The 23,893-nt window shown below is 71.0% G+C and carries 25 protein-coding genes and 1 tRNA gene; 9 read left to right on the forward strand and 17 right to left on the reverse strand.

Going from position 1 to position 23,893, the window contains the following annotated elements; genetic code table 11:
- The first annotated feature begins 352 nt into the window (after nucleotides 1-352).
- From ACFW6B_RS20305 to ACFW6B_RS20325, 5 genes are read left to right on the forward strand one after another with little or no spacing between them, the layout of a single operon-like run.
- Nucleotides 353-3,436, forward strand: coding sequence for a nitrate- and nitrite sensing domain-containing protein (locus ACFW6B_RS20305; protein ID WP_386597843.1), 3,084 nt, complete (start codon nucleotides 353-355; stop codon nucleotides 3,434-3,436).
- On the forward strand, nucleotides 3,433-3,939 hold the full coding sequence (locus ACFW6B_RS20310) for a roadblock/LC7 domain-containing protein (protein ID WP_386597844.1): 507 nt from the start codon (nucleotides 3,433-3,435) through the stop codon (nucleotides 3,937-3,939). The genes ACFW6B_RS20305 and ACFW6B_RS20310 overlap by 4 nt, the downstream gene beginning before the upstream one ends.
- A complete protein-coding gene (locus tag ACFW6B_RS20315; protein WP_386597845.1) occupies nucleotides 3,939-4,379 on the forward strand; it encodes a DUF742 domain-containing protein in 441 nt (146 codons plus the stop codon). Before ACFW6B_RS20310 ends, ACFW6B_RS20315 begins: the two co-directional genes overlap by 1 nt.
- Complete coding sequence (locus ACFW6B_RS20320; RefSeq protein WP_386597846.1) at nucleotides 4,360-4,998, forward strand: ATP/GTP-binding protein; 639 nt, start codon at nucleotides 4,360-4,362, stop codon at nucleotides 4,996-4,998. Before ACFW6B_RS20315 ends, ACFW6B_RS20320 begins: the two co-directional genes overlap by 20 nt.
- A 34-nt stretch (nucleotides 4,999-5,032) precedes the next feature.
- Entirely contained in the window at nucleotides 5,033-6,286 is a 1,254-nt protein-coding gene (locus tag ACFW6B_RS20325) for a styrene monooxygenase/indole monooxygenase family protein (protein WP_386597847.1), read from the forward strand.
- 248 nt (nucleotides 6,287-6,534) lie between these two features.
- Here ACFW6B_RS20325 and ACFW6B_RS20330 read toward each other — a convergent pair whose 3' ends face one another.
- From ACFW6B_RS20330 to ACFW6B_RS20365, 8 genes are all read right to left on the reverse strand, one after another.
- Nucleotides 6,535-6,813: a hypothetical protein gene (locus ACFW6B_RS20330; protein ID WP_386597848.1), complete on the reverse strand. Its 279-nt coding sequence runs from the start codon at nucleotides 6,811-6,813 to the stop codon at nucleotides 6,535-6,537.
- Nucleotides 6,814-6,900: 87 nt separating this feature from the next.
- On the reverse strand, nucleotides 6,901-7,053 hold the full coding sequence (locus ACFW6B_RS20335) for a hypothetical protein (protein ID WP_386597849.1): 153 nt from the start codon (nucleotides 7,051-7,053) through the stop codon (nucleotides 6,901-6,903).
- 158 nt (nucleotides 7,054-7,211) lie between these two features.
- Nucleotides 7,212-7,523 (reverse strand): hypothetical protein, encoded by a 312-nt coding sequence (locus ACFW6B_RS20340; RefSeq protein ID WP_386597850.1) that lies wholly within the window; start codon nucleotides 7,521-7,523, stop codon nucleotides 7,212-7,214.
- Nucleotides 7,524-7,595: 72 nt separating this feature from the next.
- On the reverse strand, nucleotides 7,596-8,285 hold the full coding sequence (locus ACFW6B_RS20345; RefSeq protein WP_386597851.1) for a DJ-1/PfpI family protein: 690 nt from the start codon (nucleotides 8,283-8,285) through the stop codon (nucleotides 7,596-7,598).
- A gap of 130 nt (nucleotides 8,286-8,415) precedes the next feature.
- Nucleotides 8,416-9,543: an NlpC/P60 family protein gene (locus ACFW6B_RS20350; RefSeq protein ID WP_386597852.1), complete on the reverse strand. Its 1,128-nt coding sequence runs from the start codon at nucleotides 9,541-9,543 to the stop codon at nucleotides 8,416-8,418.
- A 109-nt stretch (nucleotides 9,544-9,652) separates the two neighbouring features.
- The gene (locus ACFW6B_RS20355; RefSeq protein WP_386597854.1) at nucleotides 9,653-9,967 is read right to left on the reverse strand and encodes a hypothetical protein; all 315 of its coding nucleotides are present in this window, start codon (nucleotides 9,965-9,967) and stop codon (nucleotides 9,653-9,655) included.
- Nucleotides 9,968-9,977: 10 nt separating this feature from the next.
- On the reverse strand, nucleotides 9,978-10,703 hold the full coding sequence (locus tag ACFW6B_RS20360) for a TetR/AcrR family transcriptional regulator (RefSeq protein ID WP_386597855.1): 726 nt from the start codon (nucleotides 10,701-10,703) through the stop codon (nucleotides 9,978-9,980).
- 545 nt (nucleotides 10,704-11,248) lie between these two features.
- Nucleotides 11,249-12,178, reverse strand: a complete 930-nt coding sequence (locus tag ACFW6B_RS20365) for a diiron oxygenase (RefSeq protein WP_386597856.1) — start codon at nucleotides 12,176-12,178, stop codon at nucleotides 11,249-11,251.
- 140 nt (nucleotides 12,179-12,318) lie between these two features.
- Between ACFW6B_RS20365 and ACFW6B_RS20370 the strand changes: the two genes are divergently transcribed.
- The gene (locus tag ACFW6B_RS20370) at nucleotides 12,319-13,428 is read left to right on the forward strand and encodes a ferritin-like domain-containing protein (protein ID WP_386597857.1); all 1,110 of its coding nucleotides are present in this window, start codon (nucleotides 12,319-12,321) and stop codon (nucleotides 13,426-13,428) included.
- 187 nt (nucleotides 13,429-13,615) lie between these two features.
- Complete coding sequence (locus ACFW6B_RS20375; RefSeq protein WP_386597858.1) at nucleotides 13,616-14,518, forward strand: ADP-ribosylglycohydrolase family protein; 903 nt, start codon at nucleotides 13,616-13,618, stop codon at nucleotides 14,516-14,518.
- Nucleotides 14,519-14,542: 24 nt separating this feature from the next.
- On the opposite strand, the gene ACFW6B_RS20380 is transcribed toward ACFW6B_RS20375, so the two are convergent.
- From ACFW6B_RS20380 to ACFW6B_RS20400, 5 genes are all read right to left on the reverse strand, one after another.
- On the reverse strand, nucleotides 14,543-15,046 hold the full coding sequence (locus ACFW6B_RS20380) for a DUF3291 domain-containing protein (RefSeq protein ID WP_386597859.1): 504 nt from the start codon (nucleotides 15,044-15,046) through the stop codon (nucleotides 14,543-14,545).
- 142 nt (nucleotides 15,047-15,188) lie between these two features.
- Entirely contained in the window at nucleotides 15,189-16,646 is a 1,458-nt protein-coding gene (locus ACFW6B_RS20385) for a penicillin-binding transpeptidase domain-containing protein (protein WP_386597860.1), read from the reverse strand.
- Nucleotides 16,643-18,019: an FtsW/RodA/SpoVE family cell cycle protein gene (locus ACFW6B_RS20390; protein WP_386597861.1), complete on the reverse strand. Its 1,377-nt coding sequence runs from the start codon at nucleotides 18,017-18,019 to the stop codon at nucleotides 16,643-16,645. Before ACFW6B_RS20390 ends, ACFW6B_RS20385 begins: the two co-directional genes overlap by 4 nt.
- Before the next feature lie 118 nt (nucleotides 18,020-18,137).
- Complete coding sequence (locus ACFW6B_RS20395) at nucleotides 18,138-18,725, reverse strand: SH3 domain-containing protein (protein ID WP_386597862.1); 588 nt, start codon at nucleotides 18,723-18,725, stop codon at nucleotides 18,138-18,140.
- Between the two features lie 276 nt (nucleotides 18,726-19,001).
- Nucleotides 19,002-19,508 carry a dual specificity protein phosphatase family protein gene (locus tag ACFW6B_RS20400; protein ID WP_386597863.1) on the reverse strand — a complete coding sequence of 169 codons (507 nt, stop codon included), beginning with the start codon at nucleotides 19,506-19,508 and terminating at the stop codon, nucleotides 19,002-19,004.
- 99 nt (nucleotides 19,509-19,607) lie between these two features.
- On the opposite strand from ACFW6B_RS20400, the gene ACFW6B_RS20405 reads away from it, so the two are divergent.
- Nucleotides 19,608-20,411 carry an NERD domain-containing protein gene (locus tag ACFW6B_RS20405; protein ID WP_386597864.1) on the forward strand — a complete coding sequence of 268 codons (804 nt, stop codon included), beginning with the start codon at nucleotides 19,608-19,610 and terminating at the stop codon, nucleotides 20,409-20,411.
- 45 nt (nucleotides 20,412-20,456) lie between these two features.
- Here ACFW6B_RS20405 and ACFW6B_RS20410 read toward each other — a convergent pair whose 3' ends face one another.
- Entirely contained in the window at nucleotides 20,457-20,921 is a 465-nt protein-coding gene (locus tag ACFW6B_RS20410; protein ID WP_386597865.1) for a hypothetical protein, read from the reverse strand.
- 308 nt (nucleotides 20,922-21,229) lie between these two features.
- Here ACFW6B_RS20410 and ACFW6B_RS20415 point away from each other — a divergent pair, with 308 nt between their 5' ends.
- Nucleotides 21,230-21,574, forward strand: coding sequence for a hypothetical protein (locus tag ACFW6B_RS20415; protein ID WP_386597866.1), 345 nt, complete (start codon nucleotides 21,230-21,232; stop codon nucleotides 21,572-21,574).
- Between the two features lie 349 nt (nucleotides 21,575-21,923).
- On the opposite strand, the gene ACFW6B_RS20420 is transcribed toward ACFW6B_RS20415, so the two are convergent.
- The 3 genes from ACFW6B_RS20420 to ACFW6B_RS20430 form a co-directional block, all read right to left on the reverse strand.
- Nucleotides 21,924-22,709 carry a DUF3592 domain-containing protein gene (locus ACFW6B_RS20420; protein WP_386597867.1) on the reverse strand — a complete coding sequence of 262 codons (786 nt, stop codon included), beginning with the start codon at nucleotides 22,707-22,709 and terminating at the stop codon, nucleotides 21,924-21,926.
- Between the two features lie 272 nt (nucleotides 22,710-22,981).
- A tRNA-Ser gene (locus ACFW6B_RS20425) sits at nucleotides 22,982-23,052 on the reverse strand.
- A 142-nt stretch (nucleotides 23,053-23,194) separates the two neighbouring features.
- Nucleotides 23,195-23,890, reverse strand: a complete 696-nt coding sequence (locus ACFW6B_RS20430) for a hypothetical protein (RefSeq protein ID WP_386597868.1) — start codon at nucleotides 23,888-23,890, stop codon at nucleotides 23,195-23,197.
- Between the last annotated feature and the right edge of the window lie 3 nt (nucleotides 23,891-23,893).

The following is a 23,893-nucleotide window of genomic DNA, read 5'->3' on the forward strand; positions in this document are numbered from 1 at the left end:
GGGCTTCACAAGGGTGCCCGGAGGACGCCGGGGAACGTCCGACGTGCGGTTCGGCGGCGCGGGCGCCGGGTTTGGCCCGGAATGATCGACTCCGGCAAAACGTGGCGGCGAATATTGCCAAAGCCCGTCCCGGACGTCCAACCGGCCCACCGCACAGGGCGCCCGTGAGCACCTGGGAGACTTGCTCGCCAACTCCCCTCCGATGTTCACTCCTTCGGGTGGCGGGTCAGATGATGCGGGACCACTGCCCACCGGCACTGGGAGGGTCGGGATCCGTACCGGGCGTACGCCGCGATTGACAGGACGTCACCCGGGCCCCAAATGGGTACACGAGTCAGGAATGCGAGCACCGGTGCAGAAGACGCGGCCGAGGCGCACAGGCAAGAAGACGGCCTCCAACTCCACAGAGGGCGGCGTCGTCGGCGACGCCACCGACTCCACGGGCCGGGGCAGGACCGCCCATGTGCGCAACAGGCTGATCGTGGCCGTGGCGGTCGTCGCGGCCGCCATCGCCGGAGCAGGCGCGCCCATGGTGCTGTCGGCCTCACAACAGCTGAACGACTCCCAGAATCTGGTGACGCTCGCCCAGCGCACCCAGCAGGCGCTGACCCTCGCGCACGCGCTGGCCGACGAGCGCGACGAGGTCACCTCCTACGTCGCCGCGGGCAGGCCCAAGACCAAGGCGCCCTCCGAGCAGCGCAGCGCCCAGGTCGACCGGCAGGTCGACGAGCTGCGCTCGGACGCGGACGCCCCCGCCTCGCTGCTCGAGGACCTCGACGGCATCGCGACCCTCAGGCGGGCGGCCCTCACCGGGAAGAGCTCCGCCCTGGAGGCGCACCAGGCGTACTCCGGCACCATCGCCGAGCTCCACGCCCTCGCCGAGGACCTGGCCGACCGGATGCCGCCGCGCGCGGGCTCCGGCTCGCACGCCCTCGCCGAGCTGGACACCGCCGTCCAGCAGTCCGCCGCAGCCCGCGGACTGCTCCTGGCGGCCTTCGGCGTCCCGCACACCACCCAGAGCGTCTACAACCCGGTCACGGGTCTGACGAGCACCACGGCCGTCTCGTCGGCCGCCGACACCAAGCAGCGTGACGCGCTGAGCGCCGCCGCCCAGCAGGCGCGCCTGCGCTCCGACGCGGCGATCGCGGACTTCCGCGAGACCGCGCCCGAGCAGGCCGCGACGTCGTACGACTCCACGGTCACCGGCCCCGACGTCGGCTCCGCGGAGAGGTACCTGGCGAGACTCACCGGGCAGCCCAAGCTCTCCGGCTCCGCGCTCGGCACCGACACCAAGAAGCTGAACGCGGCCCTGTCCGCCCGGATCGACCTGATGCGCGGCGCCGAGGCGTCCCTCAACGAGCACCGCACCAAGGACCTGGAGAAGCTGCGGGACGACGACGTCACCGCGCTGGAGCTGCGCGTCACCCTCCTCGGCGTCCTGATGCTCGTCGCGGCCGGCATGACGATGGCCATGGCCCGCACCCTCACCCGGCCGCTCGCCGTCCTGCGCCTCGGCTCGGCCCGGCTCGCCACCGACCCGGCCGCCGGGGAACCGATCAGGTTCACCGGCCGCAACGACGAGTTCGCCCAGGTCGTCCGCTCCGTCAACGCGCTGCACAAGCACGTGGTCACGCTGCACGAGCGCAACACCACCCTCGAAGGCGACCGCAAGCACCTCATCGGCCAGCGCCAGCAGACGGCCGACGAGCGCGACCGGCTGCGCGGCGAGCTCGCCGAGGCGGCGGCCCACCTGGAGCAGGTGCGCGGCACCATCCACAGCACCTTCGTGAACCTCGCGCTGCGCACCCTCGGCCTCGTCGAGCGCCAGCTCGGCGTCATCGAGAGCCTGGAGGAGCGCGAGCAGGACCCGGACCGCCTCGCCACCCTCTTCAAGCTCGACCACTTCGCCACCGTCATGCGGCGGCACAGCGAGAACCTCCTCGTCCTCGCGGGCGCCGAGCACGTCCAGCACCACGCGAACCCGGTCCCGCTCGTCGACGTCGCCCGCGCGTCGGTCAGCGAGATCGAACGGTACGAGCGGGTACGGATCGCCGCGCTGCCCCCGCACGCGCACATCGCCGGGTTCGCCGCCGACGACATCAGCCACCTGCTGGCCGAGCTCCTGGAGAACGCCACCTCGTTCTCACCGCCCGACGTCCCCGTCGAGGTCTCCGGCTGGCTGCTGGAGAGCGGTGACGTGATGCTCTCCGTGCAGGACGAGGGCATCGGCATGACCGACGACCGGATGAGGCACCTCAACGTCCGCCTCTCCGAGTTCGAGCCGGAGGATTCGTACGACCAGGAGAGCGGCGAGGGACTCGGGCTCGGCCTGTACGTCGTGGCCCGGCTCGCCCACCGGCACGGCGTGCGGGTGAAGCTGCGCGAGCAGAAGCAGGGCGGGGTGGCCGCCGTGGTCGTCCTCCCGAAGGCGCTGCTCGCCGCCGCCCCGGCGTCCACCGTCCCCACCTCCGTGCGCATCGTCGGGGGAGCCCCCGCGGTGACCCTGCCCGGCGCGGACGCCGAGGCCAACTCCAACGTGCTGCGCGGCCGTTCGATCCGGCGTGCCTCGGTCCCGGTCACGGCCGACGGCGAGGACCCGCTGATCGCGGCGGCCGAGGCGGCCCTCAAGGAGTCCGCCGCCGAAGCCGAGTCCGCCACCGAGCCGGAGTCCGTCACCGAGCCGGATACGGCATCCGGCCCGGATACGGCATCCGACCTGGAGACGGCGCCCGAGAAGACGCAGGCCCCCGAGGGGACGCAGGCCCCCGAGGCCGGCCCGGACGTCCGGACCCCGGTCATCCCGGGCCCCCGTGAGCCCGAGCCGGAGCGCGTATCCGAGACGACGATGGAGCTGCTGCTCCCGGAGCTCGCCCCGGCGGCCTCCAAGCCGGAGGCCCCGGCACCGCACTCCGCCGCGGACGAGGAGACCTCCCGCCCGGACGGGACCGCCGCCGAACCGGCCGCGGCTTCCGAGGCCCCCGAGGCGGACGCCCCCGCGGCGTCGGTCACCGAGGCACCCGCGGACGCCGACGCCGACCCGGCCGCGGGTCAGGAGGAGGCCGACGACTCGTACGCCATCGGCCCCGACGACCACGAGCGCGTTCCCGACGAACACCCCAGGCTCACCGACAAGGGCCTGCCCAAGCGCACACCGAAGATCTCCGCCCCCGTCGCCGCCCCGAGGCCCCGTGTGGGCGGCGTGGACGCCGACGCCCTGCGCCGCAGGCTCGGCGGGTTCCACCGGGGGGCCGTCGAAGGCCGCCGCGACGTGGAGGCCGAGATCGCCGAAAGGACGGCGGAGACCCCCGCACCCGAAGGACAGACCCCGCAGGCCCCCACACCCGCACACGCGCCCGCAGGACCCGCGCCCACCGCGCACCGGTCCGGCGCACAGGACGCGGAAGCCGGGGGCACAGCCGAGGAGGCAAGCAGTTGACCGCGACCAGTACCTTCGGCCTGAGCAGCGAAGCACGTAACCTGCACTGGCTGCTGACCAATCTCGTCGAGGAGGTGCCCGGCCTCCAGTCGGTCGCGGTCGTCTCCTCCGACGGCCTGCTCCTGCTCTCCTCCGACCCCGGCCACAACGCCGAGGCGAGGACGGCCGACGGGACCACCAAGCCGAAGGGCCCCAAGGGCTCCGCGGCAGACCTCGCCACCATCGTCTCCGGCATCGGCAGCCTCACCCTCGGCGCCGCCAAGCTGATGGACAACGGCGGCGTCAAGCAGACCATGGTCGCGATGGACGAGGGCAGCCTCTTCGTCATGGCGATCAGCGACGGCTCGCTGCTCGGCGTGCACGGCTCCGCGGACTGCGACATGAGCGTGGTGGCGTACCACATGGCGCTCTTCGTCGGCCGGGCCGGACACGTCCTGACCCCCGAGCTGCGCATCGAGCTCCGAAAATCCATCGAGGCCGACGCCGCCGCCGGGAGCGCCTGATGACCGTGTCGAACGGCGTCAGGAAACTCCCGGTCCGCGGCGGCGACCGAAAACCCGCCCGCGTACGCCCCTACTCGCTCACCGGCGGACGGACGCGCTTCGGCCACGTCCTGCTGGTGGAGACGTTCGTGGCCGCGCTGGACGCCCCGGAGGTGCGCAAGGAGCTGACCGGGGGCACCTCCCACGCGCTGAGCCACGGGGCGGGCCCGCTCACCGCCCGGGTCATGCCCGAGATGCGGGCCATCGTCGAACTCTGCCGCCGGATGCGTACGGTGGCGGAGATCTCCGCCCTCCTCAGGATGCCGCTCGGGGTGGTCCGAGTGCTCCTGAGCGACCTGGCGGACCAGGGAAAGATCCGCGTGTACGGAACAGGTCACGGTCCGGGACAGCCGGACCGTGCTCTGCTGGAAAGGGTTCTGAGTGGACTCCGTCGTCTCTGACGCCGAACCTGGCGTCACCCCCCTCCTCGACGAAGAGGAGAATCTGCAGCCCTGGCAGACGGACCGCACGCGCGCGCCGATCGCCACGAAGATCGTGGTGGCCGGCGGCTTCGGCGCCGGCAAGACCACCCTCGTCACGTCCGTCTCGGAGATCACGCCCCTCCAGACGGAGGCGCTGATGACCCGGGCCAGCGAGGAGACCGACGACCTCACGGGGACGCCGGACAAGCTGACCACCACCGTGGCCATGGACTTCGGGCGCATCACGCTCGACGACGACCTGGTGCTCTACCTCTTCGGGACGCCGGGCCAGGAGCGGTTCTGGTTCATGTGGGACGACCTGGTGCGCGGCGCGATCGGCGCGGTGGTCCTCGCCGACACCCGCCGCCTCTCGGACTGCTTCCCGGCGCTCGACTACTTCGAGAGCTGCGGACTGCCGTACGTCGTCGCCGTCAACCACTTCGACGGCAGCGACGAGTACGAGCCGGACGACGTGCGCGAGGCCCTTACCGTCCCCTCGCACATACCTGTCATGATCATGGACGCGCGCCGCCGGATCTCGGTCGTCGAGACCCTGCTCGCGCTCGTCGGCCACGCACTCGAAGTCAGCCCCGAATAAGCGGGGCCCCCGAGGACTGGGAGAAGCAACCCGCATGCGGAAGATACTCGTCGTCGGAGCCGGTCAGTCCGGACTCCAGCTCGCCCTCGGACTCCAGTCGCACGGGTACGAGGTCACCCTGATGTCGAACCGGACGGCGGACGAGATCCGCTCCGGCCGGGTCATGTCGACGCAGTGCATGTTCGACAGGGCGCTCCAGCACGAGCGCGATCTTCAGCTGAACTTCTGGGAGTCCCAGGCCCCGAAGATCGAAGGGCTCGGGGTCTCCGTCGCGGTCCCCGGCTCCTTCGACCCGGGCCCCTCGCAGCGGGCCATCGACTGGGTCGGCAAGCTCGACGGCTACGCGCAGTCGGTCGACCAGCGGGTCAAGATGGCCGGCTGGATGGAGACGTTCGCCCAGCGCGGCGGCCAGCTGGTCATCCACGGTGCCGCGGTCTCCGACCTCGACTACTTCTCCCGCGCGTACGACCTGGTGCTCGTCTCGGCGGGCAAGGGCGAACTCGTCTCCATGTTCGGCCGTGACGCCGCCCGCTCCCCGTACACCGAGCCGCAGCGCGCCCTCGCCGTGTCCTACGTGCACGGCCTGGGCCCGCGCCCGGAGCACCCGGACCAGGAGGCGGTCCGCTGCAACCTGGTCCCCGGCGTCGGCGAGCTGTTCATCATGCCGACCCTCACCACCTCGGGCCGTGCCGACATCCTGTTCTGGGAGGGCGTCCCCGGCGGTCCGCTCGACGTCTTCAACGGCGTCAAGGACCCCGCCGAGCACCTCTCCCTGACCCTGGAACTCATGGAGCGGTTCACGCCCTGGGAGTACGCGCGCGCCACGAACGTCGAACTCACCGACGCGGGCGGCACGTTGTCCGGGCGGTACGCCCCCACCGTCCGCAACCCGATCGGCCGCCTCCCCGGCGGCGGACTGGTCCTCGGTGTCGCCGACGTCGTCGTCGCCAACGACCCGATCACGGGCCAGGGTTCCAACTCGGCCTCCAAGTGCGCCGCCGCCTACCTCGCCTCGATCGTCGAGCAGGGCGACAAGCCGTTCGACGAGGAGTGGATGCAGGCGACGTTCGACCGCTACTGGGACACCGCGCAGCACGTCACCAAGTGGACGAACGCGATGCTGGGCGTCCCGCCGGAGCACGTTCTCAACCTGATCGGCGCCGCGGGCCAACTCCAGCCCGTGGCCGACCGTTTCGCCAACGGCTTCAACGACCCGGCCGACTTCGAGGAGTACTTCTTCGACCCCGAGAAGACGAACGCCTACCTGGCGTCGGTCGCCGGGGCCTGACGCCCCCTCCGACCCGCGGTCCGGCTGTCGACGCCTGTCGTCGTTCGTCGTCGCCGGTTCCTCTCGGACGGCCCACGGACGGCCCCGGGGATGTCCCCGGGGCCGTCCGTTCCGGCTTGCTGTCGCCGGCCGCGAGGACCGTCAGGGTGACGGCGAGTTCGTGGACCGAGGCGAGGGACGCGGTGCCCAGTCGGGTCGGTCCGTACCCGTGGCGACCGCGGCGAGCGGTCCCGTGATCACTTGCTCTGTCAGGCGGGCGTGCACTTCTTCTTCACCGTGTCGTAGAAGTCGTCGGCGAACTCGTCCTCCGACATCGCCGAGGCGTACGAGGGGACACGGATGGGGCGCTGCGGATCGTGCGCTCGGTAAGCGGCGCAGTACTCCTGTCGCTGCTTCTCGGTGCTCTCGTACCAGGCCGCTTCCCCTGGCGACCTTGTCGGATGCAGTGGCTTGGGCTCCTCCTGCGCGCATCCTGCGAGCAGGGCGGCCAGCGACAGGGCCAAGGCGGCTGCCGATACGCGTCTCACACGGTCTCCCGGTGCTGAAAATCAAGGTCGGTGGGGCTATGACGGCCGACTCGAAAGTCCAGTGATCTTAAGCGTGGCCGTTCCACGCTAGTCGGTGATCCTGTGGTGGACGGCCTGCTTGCCCGTTGCTTCGCCGAGCCGGCCGGCCATCTCGTTCACCATCTGATCGGCCGCTTCCGATGATGGCGCACCTTCGGCATGGACATACCAATTTCCGGCCAGCTCCCAGGACGCTTCCACGGTGGTGTTCCCGGTGCTGAGTCCGAGCAGGGCATCGTCCTGCAGGATCTCGCATTGGCGGGATCCGGGCCGGAGGACCGCGGCAAGGCTGGTGCCGAGGGCCGGCCGGTCGTCGCCGCCGCCGCGCTGATCGCGTATTCGAGCATGGACACATCATGTCAGCGTGTCGGGCCGCCGCGGCGCTCGCCGGTGACCTTCGAGGCCGGAAGGCGTCCGGCCCTGGAAGTGCCCGCCAGGGTGTCGCCGTCGACCGTCACGGCGAAGACCAGGTTCAGCCGCACGGGCCTGGTGACGGCCTGCTTCCACGTGAGCCGGTGGCCGTCGAGGACGACGTCGCTGAGGGACACCTCCTCTCCCGCCCCGCGGGCGGTCCCGACGAGGTCACCGTCCTCGCGCCGGAACTCGACCGTGGCCTCGATCCTGCCGATGGGGGTGGAGATGGACAGGTCCCAGGTGCCTTCGACGGACATGCTGTTGTTCTTCCTCACGGCGTGGTGCGAGTGGGCGGTGCGAGTGGGCAGTGCGGGGGAAAGGGGCCCGGGTCAGAACGGGACGGGCTCCGGGCCCCTGTCGCGCCAGACGGTGCCGCGACGCTCGTGGGCGAACAGCTCTTCGACGGCATGGGCGATCCGGGGACCCACCTCGCGCTCCAGGAGGTACAGGCCCAGGTCGAGTCCGGACGTGACACCGGCGCCGGTGACGAGGTCGCCGTCGTCGACGACACGGGCGCTCACCGCGTGGACACCTGTGGCGTCGAGCATGTCCAGGCCCAGGTGGTGGGTGGTGGCACGGCGCCCCTCCAGCAGGCTGGCCATGGCCAGGACGAGCGAGCCGCCGCACACGGCGCAGACCGTCACCTCGGGATTCTCCATCGCGGCCTTCAACAGCGCGGGCAGCTCGGTGGTCAGGGTACGGCCCAGCAGTACCGGGATGGATTCGTCCTGCCGCAACTGACCGGCCCCCGCGTCGTGGTCGGGCACCTCGCCGGGTTCTCCGACACGGCCCGAGGCGCCGGGGACCATGATCAGACCGGCCCGCCCGGGGTCGAGGGCGGCAGTGGCGCGCAGCGCCAGCCCGCCGGTGCCGCTGACCACCTCACGCGGTCCTTCGGCGGAGACCAGTTCCACGCTCACCGCGCCCGCGGAGGCACCGCCGCCCGCGTACAGCACCTCGTAGGGGGCGATGACGTCGAGCGGATCGAAGCCGTCGAACAAGACGATCTGGGCGTGCATCAGGGGGTCCTTCGGGTACGGGAAGTCCGGCGTGCGCCGGTACGCCCCGAACGTAAAGGGCCGCCGCCCCGCCTCCCAGTGGCAGGAGTGACACCCTTCAACGGGATACTGCCAACGCCCCGAAGCGGCCCTACCCCGCCGCGGCGGCGTAGCCCTCGTCGGAACCTGCCGTGGCGTCCTCGGGGAGCTCGGGGGGCGTGTAGTGCCGCAGGGGCTTCCCGCCCGGGTCCGGGCGCACGGCGCCCAGCAGTGGGTTCGCCGCGATGGGGGACACCTTGATCCTCGCCCCGGGCCGCGGCGCCTGCACCACCATCCCGTCGCCCAGGTACATGGCGACGTGCGTGGCCTCGGGGAAGTAGACCACCAGATCGCCGGGACGCAGCTCGTCCAGCGGGATCCTCGGCAGCTCGGCCCACTGCTCCTGACTGGTGCGCGGGATGGGCCGGCCGGCCCGCTCCCAGGCCCGTGACGTCAGCCCCGAGCAGTCGTAGGCCTTCGGGCCCTGCGCACCCCACCGGTACGGCTTGCCGAGCTGCCCGACGGCGTAGCGGAGCGCGTCCTCGCCCTCCCGCGTGGGCGGACGGACACTGCTGAGGGCGCCGGACGCCATGATCTTCTTCTGGGCGGCCGCCGTTCCCGCCTCCTCCGCCCGGTCCAGTTCGGCGAGCTGTTCCGCGGTCAGCGAGGCGAGCAGCCGCTGCACGTCGTCGAGACGCTCGCGCACCTCGTCCCGCTCCTTCTTCTGCCGCGCGGCGAGGGAGAGTTGTCCGTCCAGCGCCTTGCGGGCCGCCCGGGCGAGTTCGCCGGCCCGCTTCTCGCGGCCCGCGACCCGCCGTACGGTCCCGGCCCGCTCCAGCGACAACTGCCTGATCAGATGCCCCTGGTCCAGGGCGTGCTGCGGATCCCGGGCGAGCAGCAGCCGTACGTACGCGGAGATCTCGTCGCCGCTCTGGTACTGCTGCCGGGCCAGCCGTCCGGCGGCGGTCCGGCTGTCCTCCAGCGACAGACGGGTCCTGGCCAGACGGGCGTCGAGCCCGGCGACCACCGCACGCTGCTTCCTCAGCCTCTCGGCGGTCCCGTTGTACCTCTCGGTGGCGCGCTCGGCGTCCCGGTAGAGCCGCTGAAGGTCCGTCAGCAGCGAGGCCGCGGACCGCCGGTCGCCGTCGGGTCCGGGGGCGGCCGGCGCGGGCGTGGAGGGGAGCAGCGCCCCGACCGCCACCGCTCCCGTACAGACCAGACGCAGAAGCCTTCCTGACACGCCATCACCTCCGGTGCCGGGGTGGCCCGTCCACCACCCGCCTCGCACCGGCAGGATCGGACCGGCGCACCCCGGGCGCTCGCGGAAGGGGCGCTTCGGACCAAGAAGCTCACCCGTCGGCGTTGCCGCCCGGCGTGGCGCCGCCGTCCCCGCCCCCGCGCGTGCCCGGGGACCAGGGCAGCTTGAACCGGCGTCCCGACGGCTCGCCCTCGGGGTCGTACTCGTACTTCCACCCCTGGTGCAGCCCGAGCTTCTTGCCGGAGGTCACCTGGACCCGCCGGTAGACCACCACGGTGGAGCCGCCGTCCGGGCCGGGCACCGGGATCCGGTACGTCTTCGGCGGGTGACCGGTGATCCCGAGCAGGACCGGCAGGACGCGCCCGTCCAGCGGGCCGCCGACAAAGGGGGTGTCTTCGCTCTTCACCGGACCAGTGTCACAGCAGGTGGGCCGCATTCCCGACAACGGGCAGCACCCGGCGGACCAGCGCCCCCGCGATCCCGTCGGGGCGTTCCATCACGAGCGCGGCCCGGACCACCGCCGCCGTCTGCGGATCACTTCCCGCGCTCGCCACGAGCGCCGCCGTGAACTGCTCGACGAGCCAGTCCCGCAGCTCGTCCAGCGGCGGTTCCTTGTCCTCGTCGAGCCAGATCAGCGAGGCGGCCTCCACGGCCGTGATCCACATCCGTACGGTCATCCGCAGCCGGGGCCCGGGATCCTTCACCACCAGATGGTCGAGGATGCGCTCCGCCGCCACCCTGCGCACTCCGTCGACTATGGCCGTGGTCCGCGAGGTCTCGATGACGCTGCCGCCCTGGAGCAGGGCGCTGAATCCGGCGGCGTGCTGGTCCACGAAGGCGAGGTACCGGTCGAGGGCCCGGGAGAGCCGCTCGGTCAGCGGCCCCTCCGCGGGCTCCGCGAAGCACTGCTCCAGCTCGTCGGCGGCGGACCGCAGGGCGGCCTCGTACAACTGCTGCTTGCCGCCCGGGAAGTACCGGTACACGAGAGGCCGCGACACCCCGGCCGCCTCCGCCACGTCGTCCAGCGAGACCTCCTCGGGCACCCGCTGGGCGAACAGGGACAGCGCGGCCTCGAGCAACTGGCTGCGCCGCTCCTCGACACTGAGCCGACGGTAAGCGGGGGAGGAAGCCTGCGAGGTCATGCCGGGCAGCGTAACCGCCCACCCGCACACACCCACGACACACGACGGCCACCCGGCCCCGCACTCCCCGCCACCCCACACCCACCCGAGGCCGCGGGCCCCTTGCCCACCCGAGGGCGCAAGCCCCGCACCCTCGCACGCGCGCCCCACGGAGGAGGCGAGCCCCGTACTTCCCGCACACGGCGCACCCCGCCCGAGGAGGCGAGCCCCGTACTTCCCGCAGCCGCCGTACGACGCGAGGGGCAAGCCCCGTACTCCCGCACATGGCGTGCCCCGCCCAAGGAGGCGCGCCCCGCACTTCCCGCAGCCGCCGTACGACGCGAGGGGCCGTGCCGGTACATCAGATGCCCGCAGGCCGGACGGATCGGAACCCGCCCGCACCTCGAAACCCCGCTGGGATCCGTTCGGATGCGGGCGGATGTACCGGCGCGGCCCCGCCCCACGGAGGGCCCGGCGCCCACCCCGGGCCCGAGCCCCGCCCTGAAACCCCAGCCGAGTCCGGACGCCCGGAAGCGAGAGTGGCCCACCCCCGCCCGGCGGTCACGTCAGGCCAGCAACCCCGACGCCCTCCACAACCGCCGCCCGACCCCCCGCAGCACCCCGATGTCGTCCAGGAAGTCCGTCAGCTTCCGGGCCCCGGTCTGCATGACCTCCCGCCGGTGCCCACTGGCCTTCACCTGGGCCAGGGCCTCCCGCTTGTCGAGCCCGACGTTCGTGTAGACCTCGGGATTGACGAACGCCACGGAGAACACCCGCGCGAACTCCCCCGAGGTGACCCGCGTGAACTCCTGCGACCACCGCGGCGCGGTGAGCATCTGACGCCGCAACTCCTCCCGCGCGTAGCGGACGTGCCGAGCCTCCTCGACGACATGGATCCGCGTGACCCCCCGGACGAGGGTCTGCACCCGCTCGTCCGGGAACGTCAGCCGCTGCATCCAGTCGAGGATCTCCTCACCGAGCAGCGTCGCCGTGAACGACCCCGGAGTGGTCGAGACGGTCTTGAACACCCGGCCCAGGTTCTGGTGCGCCCGGCTCACCGGGTAGTACGGCGTGCCCCCGCGCGTGATCAGCCGCGCGAACATCTTCGAGTGCCGGCACTCGTCCTCGATCTCCGTCAGCGCGTACCGCACGTGCGCGCTCGTCGCCGCCTTGTCGTAGATGTGCCGCACCAGCAGCTGTATCAGGATGATCTCGAACCAGATGCCCAGCGAGGCCAGCGCCGCCGCCTCGTGCTGGGACAGCGCGATCCGCTGCTCCTCGCCCATCTTCCGCCACAGCGGCGTGTCGTACAGCGACACCAGCTCGGGCGGCCAGAACCACTTGCCCTCCTCGAAGGGCGCGTCCCAGTCGAGCTCCTTGTCGGGGTCGAAGGAGTGCTTGGCGGAGGAGTCGAGGAGGCGCTCGGCCACCTGCTCCCGGTCCTTGAGCAGACCGAGCGCGTCACGGAGGACATCGGCTTCGGGCACCGTCGTCATGGCTGTTCCCACCTCGTCGTACGGGATCACTTCAGGAGTTACCGGCGGTCACGACTTATGAGACTGCCTGTCAGCAAGCTCGTCAATCCCTTGCGCCGGACTTGTTGACGGCGCGTCTACTCCATGTGAGCCTGCCGGGTATGCCGACGCATGAGCTGTACGCCGCGGACTCGGGAGATCCCCTCTGGCAGATACCGGCCTCGGGGGCGGCCCGCTTCAGCTGGGAGTACGACGACGGTCGTGACCGGCTGCTCGCCCTCTACCAGAAGGGCAAGGACAAACAGTGGGACGGCCAGAAGCGCATCGACTGGGGCCTGGAGGTCGACCCCGCCGATCCGCTCGGCACCCCCGACGAGGCACTGACCCTGTACGGCACCCCGTACTGGGCGAAGATGACCGACCGGGACAAGGGTGAACTGCGCACGCACTACGCGTCCTGGCAGTTCAGCCAGTTCCTGCACGGCGAGCAGGGAGCGATGGTCTGCGCGGCGCGGATCGTGGAGTCGGTCCCCGACCTCGACGCCAAGTTCTACTCGGCCACCCAGACCATGGACGAGGCCCGGCACGCCGAGGTCTACGCCCGCTTCCTGCACGAGAAGATCGGGATGCTCTACCCGATCAACGACAACCTCCAGGCCCTCCTCGGCGACACGCTCCGCGACTCGCGATGGGACATGCCCTACCTGGGCATGCAGGTCCTGATCGAGGGCCTGGCGCTGGCCGCCTTCGGGATGATCAGGGACACCACCGACAAGCCGCTGCCGAAACAGATCCTGTCCTACGTGATGCAGGACGAGGCCCGCCACGTGGCCTTCGGCCGCCTGGCGCTGCGCGACTACTACAAGCAGCTCTCCGACGCCGAACTCCGCGAGCGCGAGGAGTTCGTGATCGAGGGCTGCTACCTGATGCGGGACAGGCTGCGCGGGGTCGAGGTCCTGGAGAACTTCGGCGTCCCCCGGGCGGAGGCCGAGGAGTTCAGCGAGAACTCCGAATTCCTGCACCTTTTCCGCCAGTTGCTCTTCAGCCGTATCGTCCCGTGCGTCAAGGACATCGGTCTGTGGGGCGAACGCCTCCAGCGCGCCTACGTGGACATGGGCGTCTTCGACATGGGCAACTCCAACCTGGACCTGCTGATGGCACAGGACGAGGAGCTGGCCGAGCAGCTGGACGCGGAACGCTTCGCGGCCGAGGAACGGGAACGCGTGGCGGAGATCGAGACCACGATCGACGAGGGCCGCGCCGGCCCGTGACCCCGCGCCCGTGACCCCGCGCCGCCCCGGCCCCCGAAGCCCGTGATCCCGGCTCCCGCGCCACGGGATCACGGGCACCGGGCCGGGACAGGAACCACGGAGGTGCGCCCCCGCCTCCTCCGGGGCACCCGGGATCACGCTCGAATTCGCCTCCCCGTTCCCGCCCTCCACCCGGGATGATCACCCCATGACCCCGTCGATCACCCCGAACCGCACAGCCGCCCGACGCAGCCTCGAAGGCCTGGCCCTCGGCGACGCCTTCGGGGAGCGCTGGTTCCCCCTCTTCAGGGACAGGCTCCAGGCATACGAGGAGATCCGCGCCCGGCGGACCCCGCAGGAGCCCGTCTGGCACTGGACCGACGACACGGCGATGGCCCTCGGCGTCATGAGGGTCCTCGACGAGCACGGCGAGATCCGGCAGACCGAGCTGGCCCAGGCCTTCGCGCTCTCCTTCGAGGCGGACCCGGCCCGCGGGTACGGCCGCGGCATGTGCGAACTCCTGCCGAGACTGGTCCAGGAACCGCACCTGTGGCCGGAGCTGGCGCGCGGACTGTTCGGCGGCGAGGGCAGCCTCGGCAACGGCGCCGCGATGCGCGTGGCTCCGCTGGGGGCGTGGTTCCAGGCGAGCCTGCCGGCCGTCGCCGAGCAGGCCGTGCTGTCGGCCGAGGTGACGCACGCGCACCCGGAGGGCGTCGCGGGCGCCGTAGCGGTGGCGACGGCGGCCGCGCTGTCCGCCCGGGGCGAGCAGGACATCGCCGCCGTCGCGTCGGCGACCCCGCGGAGCGCTGTCCGGGACGGCCTCGAAAGGGCGGCGGACCTTTCCTTCTCCACCGCTCCGTGGAAGGCCTCGGACCTCCTCGGCAGCGGCCAGCGGGTGAGGGCCGACGACACCGTTCCCTTCGCGGTCTGGTGCGCCGCCCGTCACCCCGACGACCTGACGGCGGCGCTCTGGAGCACCGCCGAGGGCTTCGGCGACATCGACACGACGTGCGCGATCACCGGCGGGATCGTGGCCGCCCGCACCGGTGTCGACGCGGTCGCCGCCGACTGGCTGGGCCGCAGGGAGGCGGTGCCCGGTGGAGCCGGGTGACCCGGCGCCCCGGGCTTGCCACTGCTACCGGACCGGGACGTCCGGCCCCGGACGCCCGGAGTCGTCCACGGCTCCCGGCGGGAAGGAACTGCGCAGACCGAAGGCGTGCGGGGTGGGTCCGTGTTCGCGCAGACGCAGCAGACGGGACTCGGCTTCGGCGACCGTGGGCCGGTGACCGGCGGGGACCCACCACAGCGCGGTCATCGCCTCCTCCACCCGCTCGAACCAGTCGTGGCGCCTGGACAGCAGCTCCCGATGCCGGCCCCGGTACATGAAGGCCGTCAGTGCGTCGACGTCCCGCCACACGGTCAGGTTGACGATCAGCCGGTGATCGCCGAGGACGGGGACGTCCGTGGCGTTGCCGGAGTCGCTCTGCAGACGCCAGACGAATCCGTCCGCCGCGTCGGCGACGGCGTTCACCGGATCGAGGGCGTCGACGAAATCCTTCAACCGGGGTGAGTCCAAAGGTGCTTTGAGCCGTGCGATGTTGACCTGGGCGAGCTCGAACGAGGCTGTCGGCTGAGTCATGACCGAACGCTAGGCGGGCCGGCCCGGTGGCCACACCCCCTGTCTCATGGAGTGGTCGGCCCCACAAGGCGGGGACCCCCGGCGCGACACGGGGTCCTCACGGCACAGCACGGGGCCCCTCACGGGGCACGGCACGGACCCCTCAAGGCCCCAGCACCGCCTCCATCACCCCCCGGGCGATCGGCCCCGCGAACCCGCCCCCGGTGATGTCCCCCCGTTCCGCCGCCGCGTCCTCGACGACCACCGCGACGGCCACCGCGGGCTCCACGGAACCCTCGGCACGGGCCCAGGAGATGAACCAGGCGTACGGAGTACCGGCGTTGCCGATGCCGTGCTGGGCGGTGCCGGTCTTTCCGCCGACCGTGGCGCCGGGAACCGCGGCCACGGTCCCGGTGCCCTTCTCCACCACGTCGGTCATCAGCTCGCGCATGCGCTGCGCGGTCGACGCGGTCATCGCCTGACGGAGGATCCGCGGGCCGGCCGTGGTGAGCGTCGCGCCGCTGTGCGTGGTCGTCCGCTCCACCAGGTAGGGCACCTTGACCGAACCGTCACCCGCGACGGCCGCCGCGACCATCGCCATCTGCAGCGGAGTCGCCCGCGTGTCGAACTGGCCGATGGAGGAGAGCCCCAACTGCGCCCTGTCGAGCCGCAGGTCGAAGTTGCTGGGCACCACCGAGAAGGGGATGCGCAGCGTGCGGTCGTTGAAGCCGAAGTTCGCCACCGTGCGCGTCATGCCGGCGAGCCCGACGTCGACACCCAACTTCGCGAAGACCGTGTTGCAGGACCAGGTGAAGGCGTAGCGCAGGGAGGCGTTCTCGCAGCCCTCGGTCTCGTTCGTGAGCCTCGTCGTGGTGCCGGGGAGCCGGTAGGGGTCCGGCGACCCGGTCGGCGCGTCCACGTCCTCGACGACCCCGGAGTCCAGCGCCGCCGCGGCGGTCAGCACCTTGAACGTCGACCCCGGCGGATACGTCTGCCGGACCGCCCGGTTGAGCATCGGCCTGTCGTCCTGGCCGTTGAGCCCCGCCCACGCCCTGGACGTGTCCGGTCCCGTCCCGGAGAGCCGCGCGGGATCGTAGGAGGGCGTGGAGACCAGGGCCAGGATCCGCCCGGTGGACGGCTCGATCGCGGCGACCGCGCCCCGGCGGCCGTCGAGCCCCTCGTAGGCGGCCCGCTGCGCCGCCGCGTCGAGGGTCGTGACGACTCTGCCGCCGACGCCGCGGGCCCGGGTGAGGCCGCCCAGCAGGGGGAGCGGGGCGAGCATCGGGTCGCTGCCGGAAAGGACGCCGTCCTCGGTGCCCTCCAGCAGCGTGGCCCCGTAGAGCTGCGAGGCGAAGCCGGTGACGGACGCGTACAACGGCCCGTCCAGATAGGTGCGTTCGTAGCGGAACTGCCCACCGGTGTCCCTGGAGCCGGTGACCGTGCGGCCCTCGACGACGATGTCCCCGCGCGGCTGGCCGTAACGGGCGATCGCCGCACGGCGGTTGGCGGGATTGCCGTCGTACGACGGGGCCTCGACGACCTGGAGCCGGGCGGTGTTGACCAGGAGGGCCACGAGCAGCAGGGCGCACAGTCCGACGGCCCGGCGGATGTACTTGGTCATGGCGCCGGTGTCCCGTCGTACTGACCGCGGGCGCAGTCGCTGATCCGGATCAGCAGGGCCACGATGATCCAGTTGGTGACGACGGAGGAACCGCCCTGCGCGAGGAACGGCATCGCCATGCCGGTCAGCGGGATCAGCCCGGTCACGCCTCCCGCGATGACGAAGACCTGGAGCGCGACGATCGAGGCGAGACCGACCGCGAGCAGCCGGCCGAAGGGGTCGCGCAGCGCGAGGCCCGCGCGGTAGCCGCGCTCGACGAGGAGCGCGTAGAGGAGGAAGACGGCGGACAGACCGGTCAGCCCGAGTTCCTCGCCCGCGGTGGCCAGGATGAAGTCGGACTTGGCGGCGAAGCCGATGAGGACCGAATGGCCGAGCCCGAGACCGGTGCCGAGCATCCCGCCGGCGGCGAACGCGAAGAGGGACTGGGCGATCTGGTTGGGTCCCTGGCCGGAGGCGATCGAGGCGAAGGGGTCGAGCCAGTCCTCCACCCGGCTGTGCACGTGCGGTTCGAGACGGCCGACGGCGACCGCGCCGACGCAGGCGAGCAGCAGCCCGACCGCGATCCAGCCGGTGCGGCCGGTGGCGACGTAGAGCAGGATCACGAACAGGCCGAAGAAGAGCAGCGAGGTTCCGAGGTCCCGCTCCAGGACCAGGACCAGGACGCTGAGCAGCCAGACCGCCACGATCGGGCCGAGCACGCGGCCGGTGGGGAGCTGGAGCCGCCGGAACCGCCAGATCCGGCGGCCGCCGCGGGCGAGCGCGTTGCGGTTGGCGGCGAGGTAGCCGGCGAAGAAGACGGCGAGCAGGACCTTCGCGAACTCGCCCGGCTGGATGGAGAATCCGGCGATCCGGATCCAGATGCGGGCGCCGTTGACCGCCGGGAAGAAGATCGGCAGGACGAGCAGGGCGAGCGCGCCGACCACCGAGACGTAGGTGTAGCGCTGGAGGACGCGGTGGTCGCGCAGGCAGAGCACCACGACGATGAAGAACGCGACGCCGAGCGTGGACCAGACGAGCTGGACGGGGGCCGCCCGGTCGTCCGGGGTCTCCAGGTCGAGCCGGTAGATCAGCACCAGCCCCAGGCCGTTGAGGAGGACGGCGATGGGCAGCAGCAGCGGATCGGCGTGCGGGGCCCGCAGGCGCACGGCGACATGGGCGAGGAGCGCGAGCACGCCGAGCCCGGCGCCGTAACCGGCGGCGCCGGGCGGAACGGTGCCGTGCCTGGCCAGCCCGACGGCGCAGTAGCCGTACACGCAGAGCAGGACGGCGACGACGATGAGGGCGAGCTCGATCCCACGGCGCCTGGGCAGGCGTTCAGCGGGAGGGGCCGGGTCCGCCGCCACGGCCGTTCCGGACATTCCGGGCTGGATCATGTCCGGAACGTAGCAAGCGGGCGACCCGATGTCCCGTTACCCGATGTCCCGTCATGTGGCGACGGGCGGGCGGGCCGGTGGCGATGAGCGGGCGTGCCGGTTTCGCCGCCGCCGGGTGTCAGCACCAGCGGGGGGCCGGGCCGATGCTGTCGATGTAGCGCGCGGCGCCCCAGGCCCAGGTGCCGTCCGCGAGGAGGTACCAGAGCGGGTTGCCGTCGACGGTCTCGCCCGGCGTCTTGCAGAAGATGGAGACGATCTCCCCCTGCCGCGCGACCCGGATGAGCTGGCTGCCGCGGGTCGGGGCGCTGCGCAGGGCCAGTCCGCCGCGGGCGGTGACCCGGCCCTGGGACAGCTGCTGGCCGTTCTGGCCGTGGCTGTTGCCGTTGCCGTTGCCGTTGTTGTTCGCGTTGCTGTTCGCCGGTTCGCGGCCGTCGCCGCCACCGCCCCCGCCGTTGTTCCAGTTCTGGTTGCCGCCCCCGCCGTTCCAGGTGTTGCCGCCACCACCGCCGTTGTCCCCGGTGCCGCCACCTCCGTTGTTCCACGAGGTGCCGCCCCCGTCGCCACCGGTGCCCTGGTCGCGGCCGCCTCCGTCCCCGTCGCCGCCGGCGTTCCACTGGTGGCTGCCGGTGCTTCCGGTGCCGCCGCCGTCGTCGGCGAGGGCGGGAACGGTGCCGGAGAGGGCGAGCCCGCCGATGGCGAGGGCCATACCGATTCGGGTGCATGTGGACCGCAGGGACATGGAGGGCTCCTCCAGGAAGGGGGCGAAGCTGGCTTATCGCCACATTAGGATCGTGAGTCGGGGTGCGCAGTTCACGCTCCGCCATCGGAGACGCCGGCTCCGGGGCCTCCCGCCCTGAGGAAACGTCAGCGTCGCCACCGCCCACCGCCGACGGTGCGGTGGTGACGGCGGCGACGGCGGTGGTGACGGCGGTGCCGGGAACGACCCGACCGGCCCACCGACCCGGTCCTGCCCCCTACTCCGCTACTCCGCGAGTTCTTCGAGGAGGCGTGCCGTGGGGAGCCCGGCCCGCAGGTACTCCACGAACAGCTCGTTGTGCAGCGCCCAGGGCGAGCGCCGGGCCCGGATCAGCCGTATCGCGTCCTCGGCGGTGTGCCCCGCCAGGATGAGCGCGTGCGCGACGACCAGCCCCGAGCGGTTGTACCCGTGGAGGCAGCGGACGAGCACCCTGCGCCCGTCCTCCAGCGCGTCGTCGGCGGCCCGCGCGAGCCGCATGACCCCGGTGAGCTGCGTACCGTCCAGCGGCCCGTCCGGTATCGGCCACACGTGATGCTCGACCCCCGGGTCGGGCCCGTGCCCCGGCTGCCGCAGCAGCGTCAGGACCAGGTCGAACTCGTCGTGCACGACGACTGGTTGTGGCTGGCCCGAACGCCCCGCGAACTCGTGGCCGCCCATCCACAGGCCGGGCACGATCTCACTCCACGGGCTGCCCGGGGCCGGAACATCCGGATATCTTCTGCGAGTTCGCAACAGCGCCTCCCACCCAACCGCCCCAACTCCTGCCAAAGGTAACCGGGTTCTTGCCCCTGGAGCACCCCGCCTGTTCCCATGGTCATGGGGTGATGGTTCATGGACCGACTGCGCGTCGTACCGGCCCGGCGGCACGGACAGGAGCGCCTGTACGTGTGCATGGCCGACGGGAGGAGCATCGCCTGGTACGACCGTGACACGGCCCGGGTGAACCTGCTCAGCGAGGACCGGCGCGAGGACGTCCTCGGCGTTCTGCGCCCCTTCCTGGCCGGACCGGTGACCGTCGGACCACCGCCCGTCCCCACCTCGGCCGAGCTGGCCCGTCTGGCGCTCCACCCGGACGACGACCTCGCGCCCAACCGGCCCGGCGAGGCCCTGCTGATCGACCTCGACCGGGATCCCGGCCCGGCGCACCGGCTGCGCCCCGACCCGCGCCGCCGCGCGCTCGCCGCCGAGCAGACAGTCGGCACGGCCCTCGACCGCCTTGCGGGAGGCGGTCGGCACACCCTGCACTCGGTCCCGCTGCCGGGCGGCGACCGCGTCCACCACCTGCTGATCGGCCCCGCCGGCCTCTTCTGCTTACATGCCCTGGACGCCCACAGGCAGCGCGTCCGGATCGCCGATCCGATGGTCACCGTCGGCCGCAGGGAACCGCACCCGCTGCTCCGTCGGGTCCGCTCCGACGCCGACCGCGCGTCCCACGCCCTGACCGCCGAGGTCCATGCCGTCCTCGCGGTGGTCGGCGCCGCCCGCCTGGACGCGCCGGCTCCCCCGCGCCGGGTCCGCGTCCTGCGGGACACCGACCTCGGGGACCTCGTCCGGGCCGGCGGGGTGCTCAAACCGGCGGACGTGGAGGCCCTGCACGCGATGGCCCGCGACCGGCACACGTGGCTGCGGGTGTGAACCCCGGCAGAGGGGAAGGGCCCCGTACCGAAAGCCCCCGAAGCCCTACCAGCCAGGCAGGTGCACGAGGACACCGCACACCAGGAGGAGCGAGGCGACCTGAGCGATCGCCCAGGAGAAGCGGTAGCTGAGCGTCCGGTGGTTACGGACCTCCAGCAGCCGGGGGAAGATCTCGTTCGGGTGCTCCAGGTCGTACGTGTCGGTCCAGTGCACCGAGACGACCGTCAGGCTCAGGGCTCCGGACAGACCGCTCGCGACGAGGGCCGCGACCAGGAGGGCCGTGGATCCGGTGCCGCCGGGCAGGACGGTCAGGACGACGGAGGCGGCCGCGACCAGGAAGCCGTCGTAGGCGAGCAGCACCTGCGCCTTGGAATCCAGCACGCTCAGACACGAGTACAGGTAGTCGTGGGCGTACATGTCCTTCGGCTCGGGCTGCAGCCTTTTGAGCGCCTCCAGATGGGCCCGGGACCGAGGTCCTTGGAAGATCCCTTGCCGCAGCCAGGACCGCATCCGTCTCATCCCCCCACGCATCACCACCGCGTCCCTGACCGAGCATGCCCACCGCCCCCGACACCGCACGCCCGCGCGCACGTACCTGCGGCACGTATACGGCGGCATCGGTAGCCGACGCTCCTGCAGGACGAGGACGGCACGGCGAGCAGGGGCCCGCGCCAGGCCCGGAGGCCGGCGGGGTGACCACCACCGTCGTCCAGATCGGCAGGACGCGGCCGACCGGCGCATCGAGGACCTGCCGCACGAAGAGGACCTGCCGCACGAATACGAGTGACCGCACGGAACGGGGGCCTCATACTTCCGGCGTGGACGTATCCGACGATGCCCCGAAGCTCGATCCCGAGTGGGTGGAGGCCGGCAACAACGTATGCGGTGTCCTGCGCGGCTGCGGGGACGCCTCCGCGGTGGCCCGGCACTTCGTGCGGACGGGGTGGAGTTCGAGGTCGTCCTCCTGGCACGGCCACGAAGTCGAAACCAGCTGGTGCCGGCTGGAGATCGACCCGGTCAGGGGCCCGGACATCCTGCTGAACGGAGTCGTCGACCCCCGGCGCTTCGACGAACTCGGCGGCCTACTCCACCGCCTCGGGCTGAGCTGTTCCCTGGAGCTCTACGACGGAGACGACACCTTGGTCCACGAGATCCAGGCATGACCACCGGGCCCACGCACGAGGCCCCGGCACGTTGTCCGGGGCTTCTCCCGTCATGAGCGTGGGACGCCGCTCTCGATTCCGAACGGCTGAACTTCCCGGGCCGCGCCCAGGGGAACTGCACAGTGCTCTACGGGACGGCAGACCCGCGCGGATCGGCTACTGGGGGTCACCGCCGACTAGGGGGATCGATACTGCTTCGCGAGGACGAGTAGCACTCCTGCCCGCATCCGAGGCTTCTGGCGTCCCGTCCAAGGCCCCGTCCTTTCCGCCCGGCACTGTGTGGTGGCCTGCCAGATCGGCAAAGCCGGCCTGAAATCTCAAGGCATGACCACGAGTTGCATCGTGGCGTTCAGGCTCCGGGGCGGGGGGTGTCCGGTGTCTTGGCTGCTTCCGTCTGCTCCTTGACACGCACCACCTCTCGGGCGGTTCCCACCAGAAAACCTGCCGCGAGCAGTCCGGTCACCACGGAACCCAGTCGAATCCCGTCGGCGTCGGATCCGTCCAGACGGTCAGCGTGGCGGACCTCCGTGGAGTCCGACGGGTTGTAGACGACGGGTACGTGGCCTCCGGGCTTCGCGTCGTTTCCCGAGCCGTCGCCGACATCGATATCCGCCTGCACCGTGCTGGACGGTGCAGTGAAGCGCACGGTCAAGGAGTTGGCCCGGCCTTCCTCCGACCGGCCGGCAATGGCGACCACGGTCGCTTCGGTCCTGTGCCCGTGCTCCCGGAGGTTCTGCAGCATCTGGTCCTCCTGGCCGGCTTTCCATCCCATGAATCCGGCCACGGTGGCGAACAGCAGGAAACCCGCAGCAGCCGATCGCGCTCTGGCCCAGCGGGGGTCCAGCAGCGGCGATGGCACACCAGGTCTGGAGACCAGCCCCGTCGCGAGGCGGCCCGGCGGAGGAATCCGGCCGGCCCAACGACGAGCCCAGCCCCACCGCCGTAGGAGCAAGCTCGCGATGGCGCCCGCTGCGGACAGTGCCACCGCGCCGCCGAAAACCTGGTTCCAGGTCAGCTCGAACGGATCGAACGCGAGCCACACCACGAAGGCCGCGACGCCCGCCAGCGAGGCCCACCCCTCGAGAAAGCGGTACTTCCCCCGGCTGTCGCTCCGTACGGACCTGCGCTCACTCATCTGCGCCTCCTCGCCCCGTTACGAGCTAGGACACACCGGTCGCCGCCGAGGTTGCAGTGGTGGCCGGCTCCGCGCCAGAGACTCCGCGCCCCTGCCCGGAAGATTTATTCGTTTCCGGGCTTGGCCTGCGGCAATAGACCAAGATCCCATCCACGCCTCGTCCACAGACCTCGGCATGGAGCCGCTTCGGGCTACATCCGCCTGCACATACGTGAAGACCCCGGCCTCAGCGTTTCCGCTGGTGACGGGGTCTTTGGGCACCTGATAAGGGGTGCCCCCGGCAGGATTCGAACCTGCGCACACGGCTCCGGAGGCGGTTTCGGTTGATGATGTTCCTACTGGCCAAGCCCGTCACGGTCACTCTTTCGCTGGCGACTTGTCCACAAATGGTCCACGTGCCAGCTTCAGGAGGTTGGCCTTCCTCTGAGCTGCCGTTGAGCCGTCTCCGTGCTTACGCGTCGGCCATACGGTTGTTCAGGTGCCTTCTACCTCCAAAGAGGTTGTAGTAGCCGTGGGACGAACCGATCGGCCAGGCTCAGACCGGGTTCAATATCGAGGAATCTTTGCAATTCGCCACGACCTGTGGGAACACTCGAAACAAGCGCGCCGGCGCCGTGTGCTACTCGACCTCTTTGCTCCCCGAGTTCATCCATTTTGTCTCGAAAGCGAGATGTGAAGAAGGCGTCACGGAAGCCCACCGGAAGGAGAATCGTGTTCATGTTTGCTACCTTGATTCCATTATTCCCCTTGACTCTCTTCCGGTGGGCTTCAACTGCCTTTTGGAGTGAGCTTGCTGTAGCAGGCCAGTTAGCCCTCAGATCCTTCGACGAATACTGTGGGTAGCTTGCCTTAGCCGATGTCCTCGGAGTGGCAAGTGGGTTCATTGCTTGGAATACGAGCAGATGGTGGCCGGCGTGAGTGATTCGGGCATGAATTGACGATTCCTGCTCAGTCACGTCAAGTACCTGAGTTACGATACTTTCGAGGTAATATTGCACCTCGGCGTGCATTAAAACCCTGAAGGCGTGCAACCTATCGATCTCCGCTTGCCCGGTTGGGATTAGCTGCTCATTTACCCCCAACGAACTTGCAAGCTCTTTAATGCGGAGTTTTAGCTCTATTAGCTTTCGTGATCTCCTGCAAGGCTTTAGGATGGAGTCACCCAATTGAAGGTTTGCCATCGA

The sequence above is a fragment of the Streptomyces sp. NPDC058751 genome (assembly GCF_042746485.1).
Taxonomy (GTDB): Bacteria; Actinomycetota; Actinomycetes; order Streptomycetales; family Streptomycetaceae; genus Streptomyces.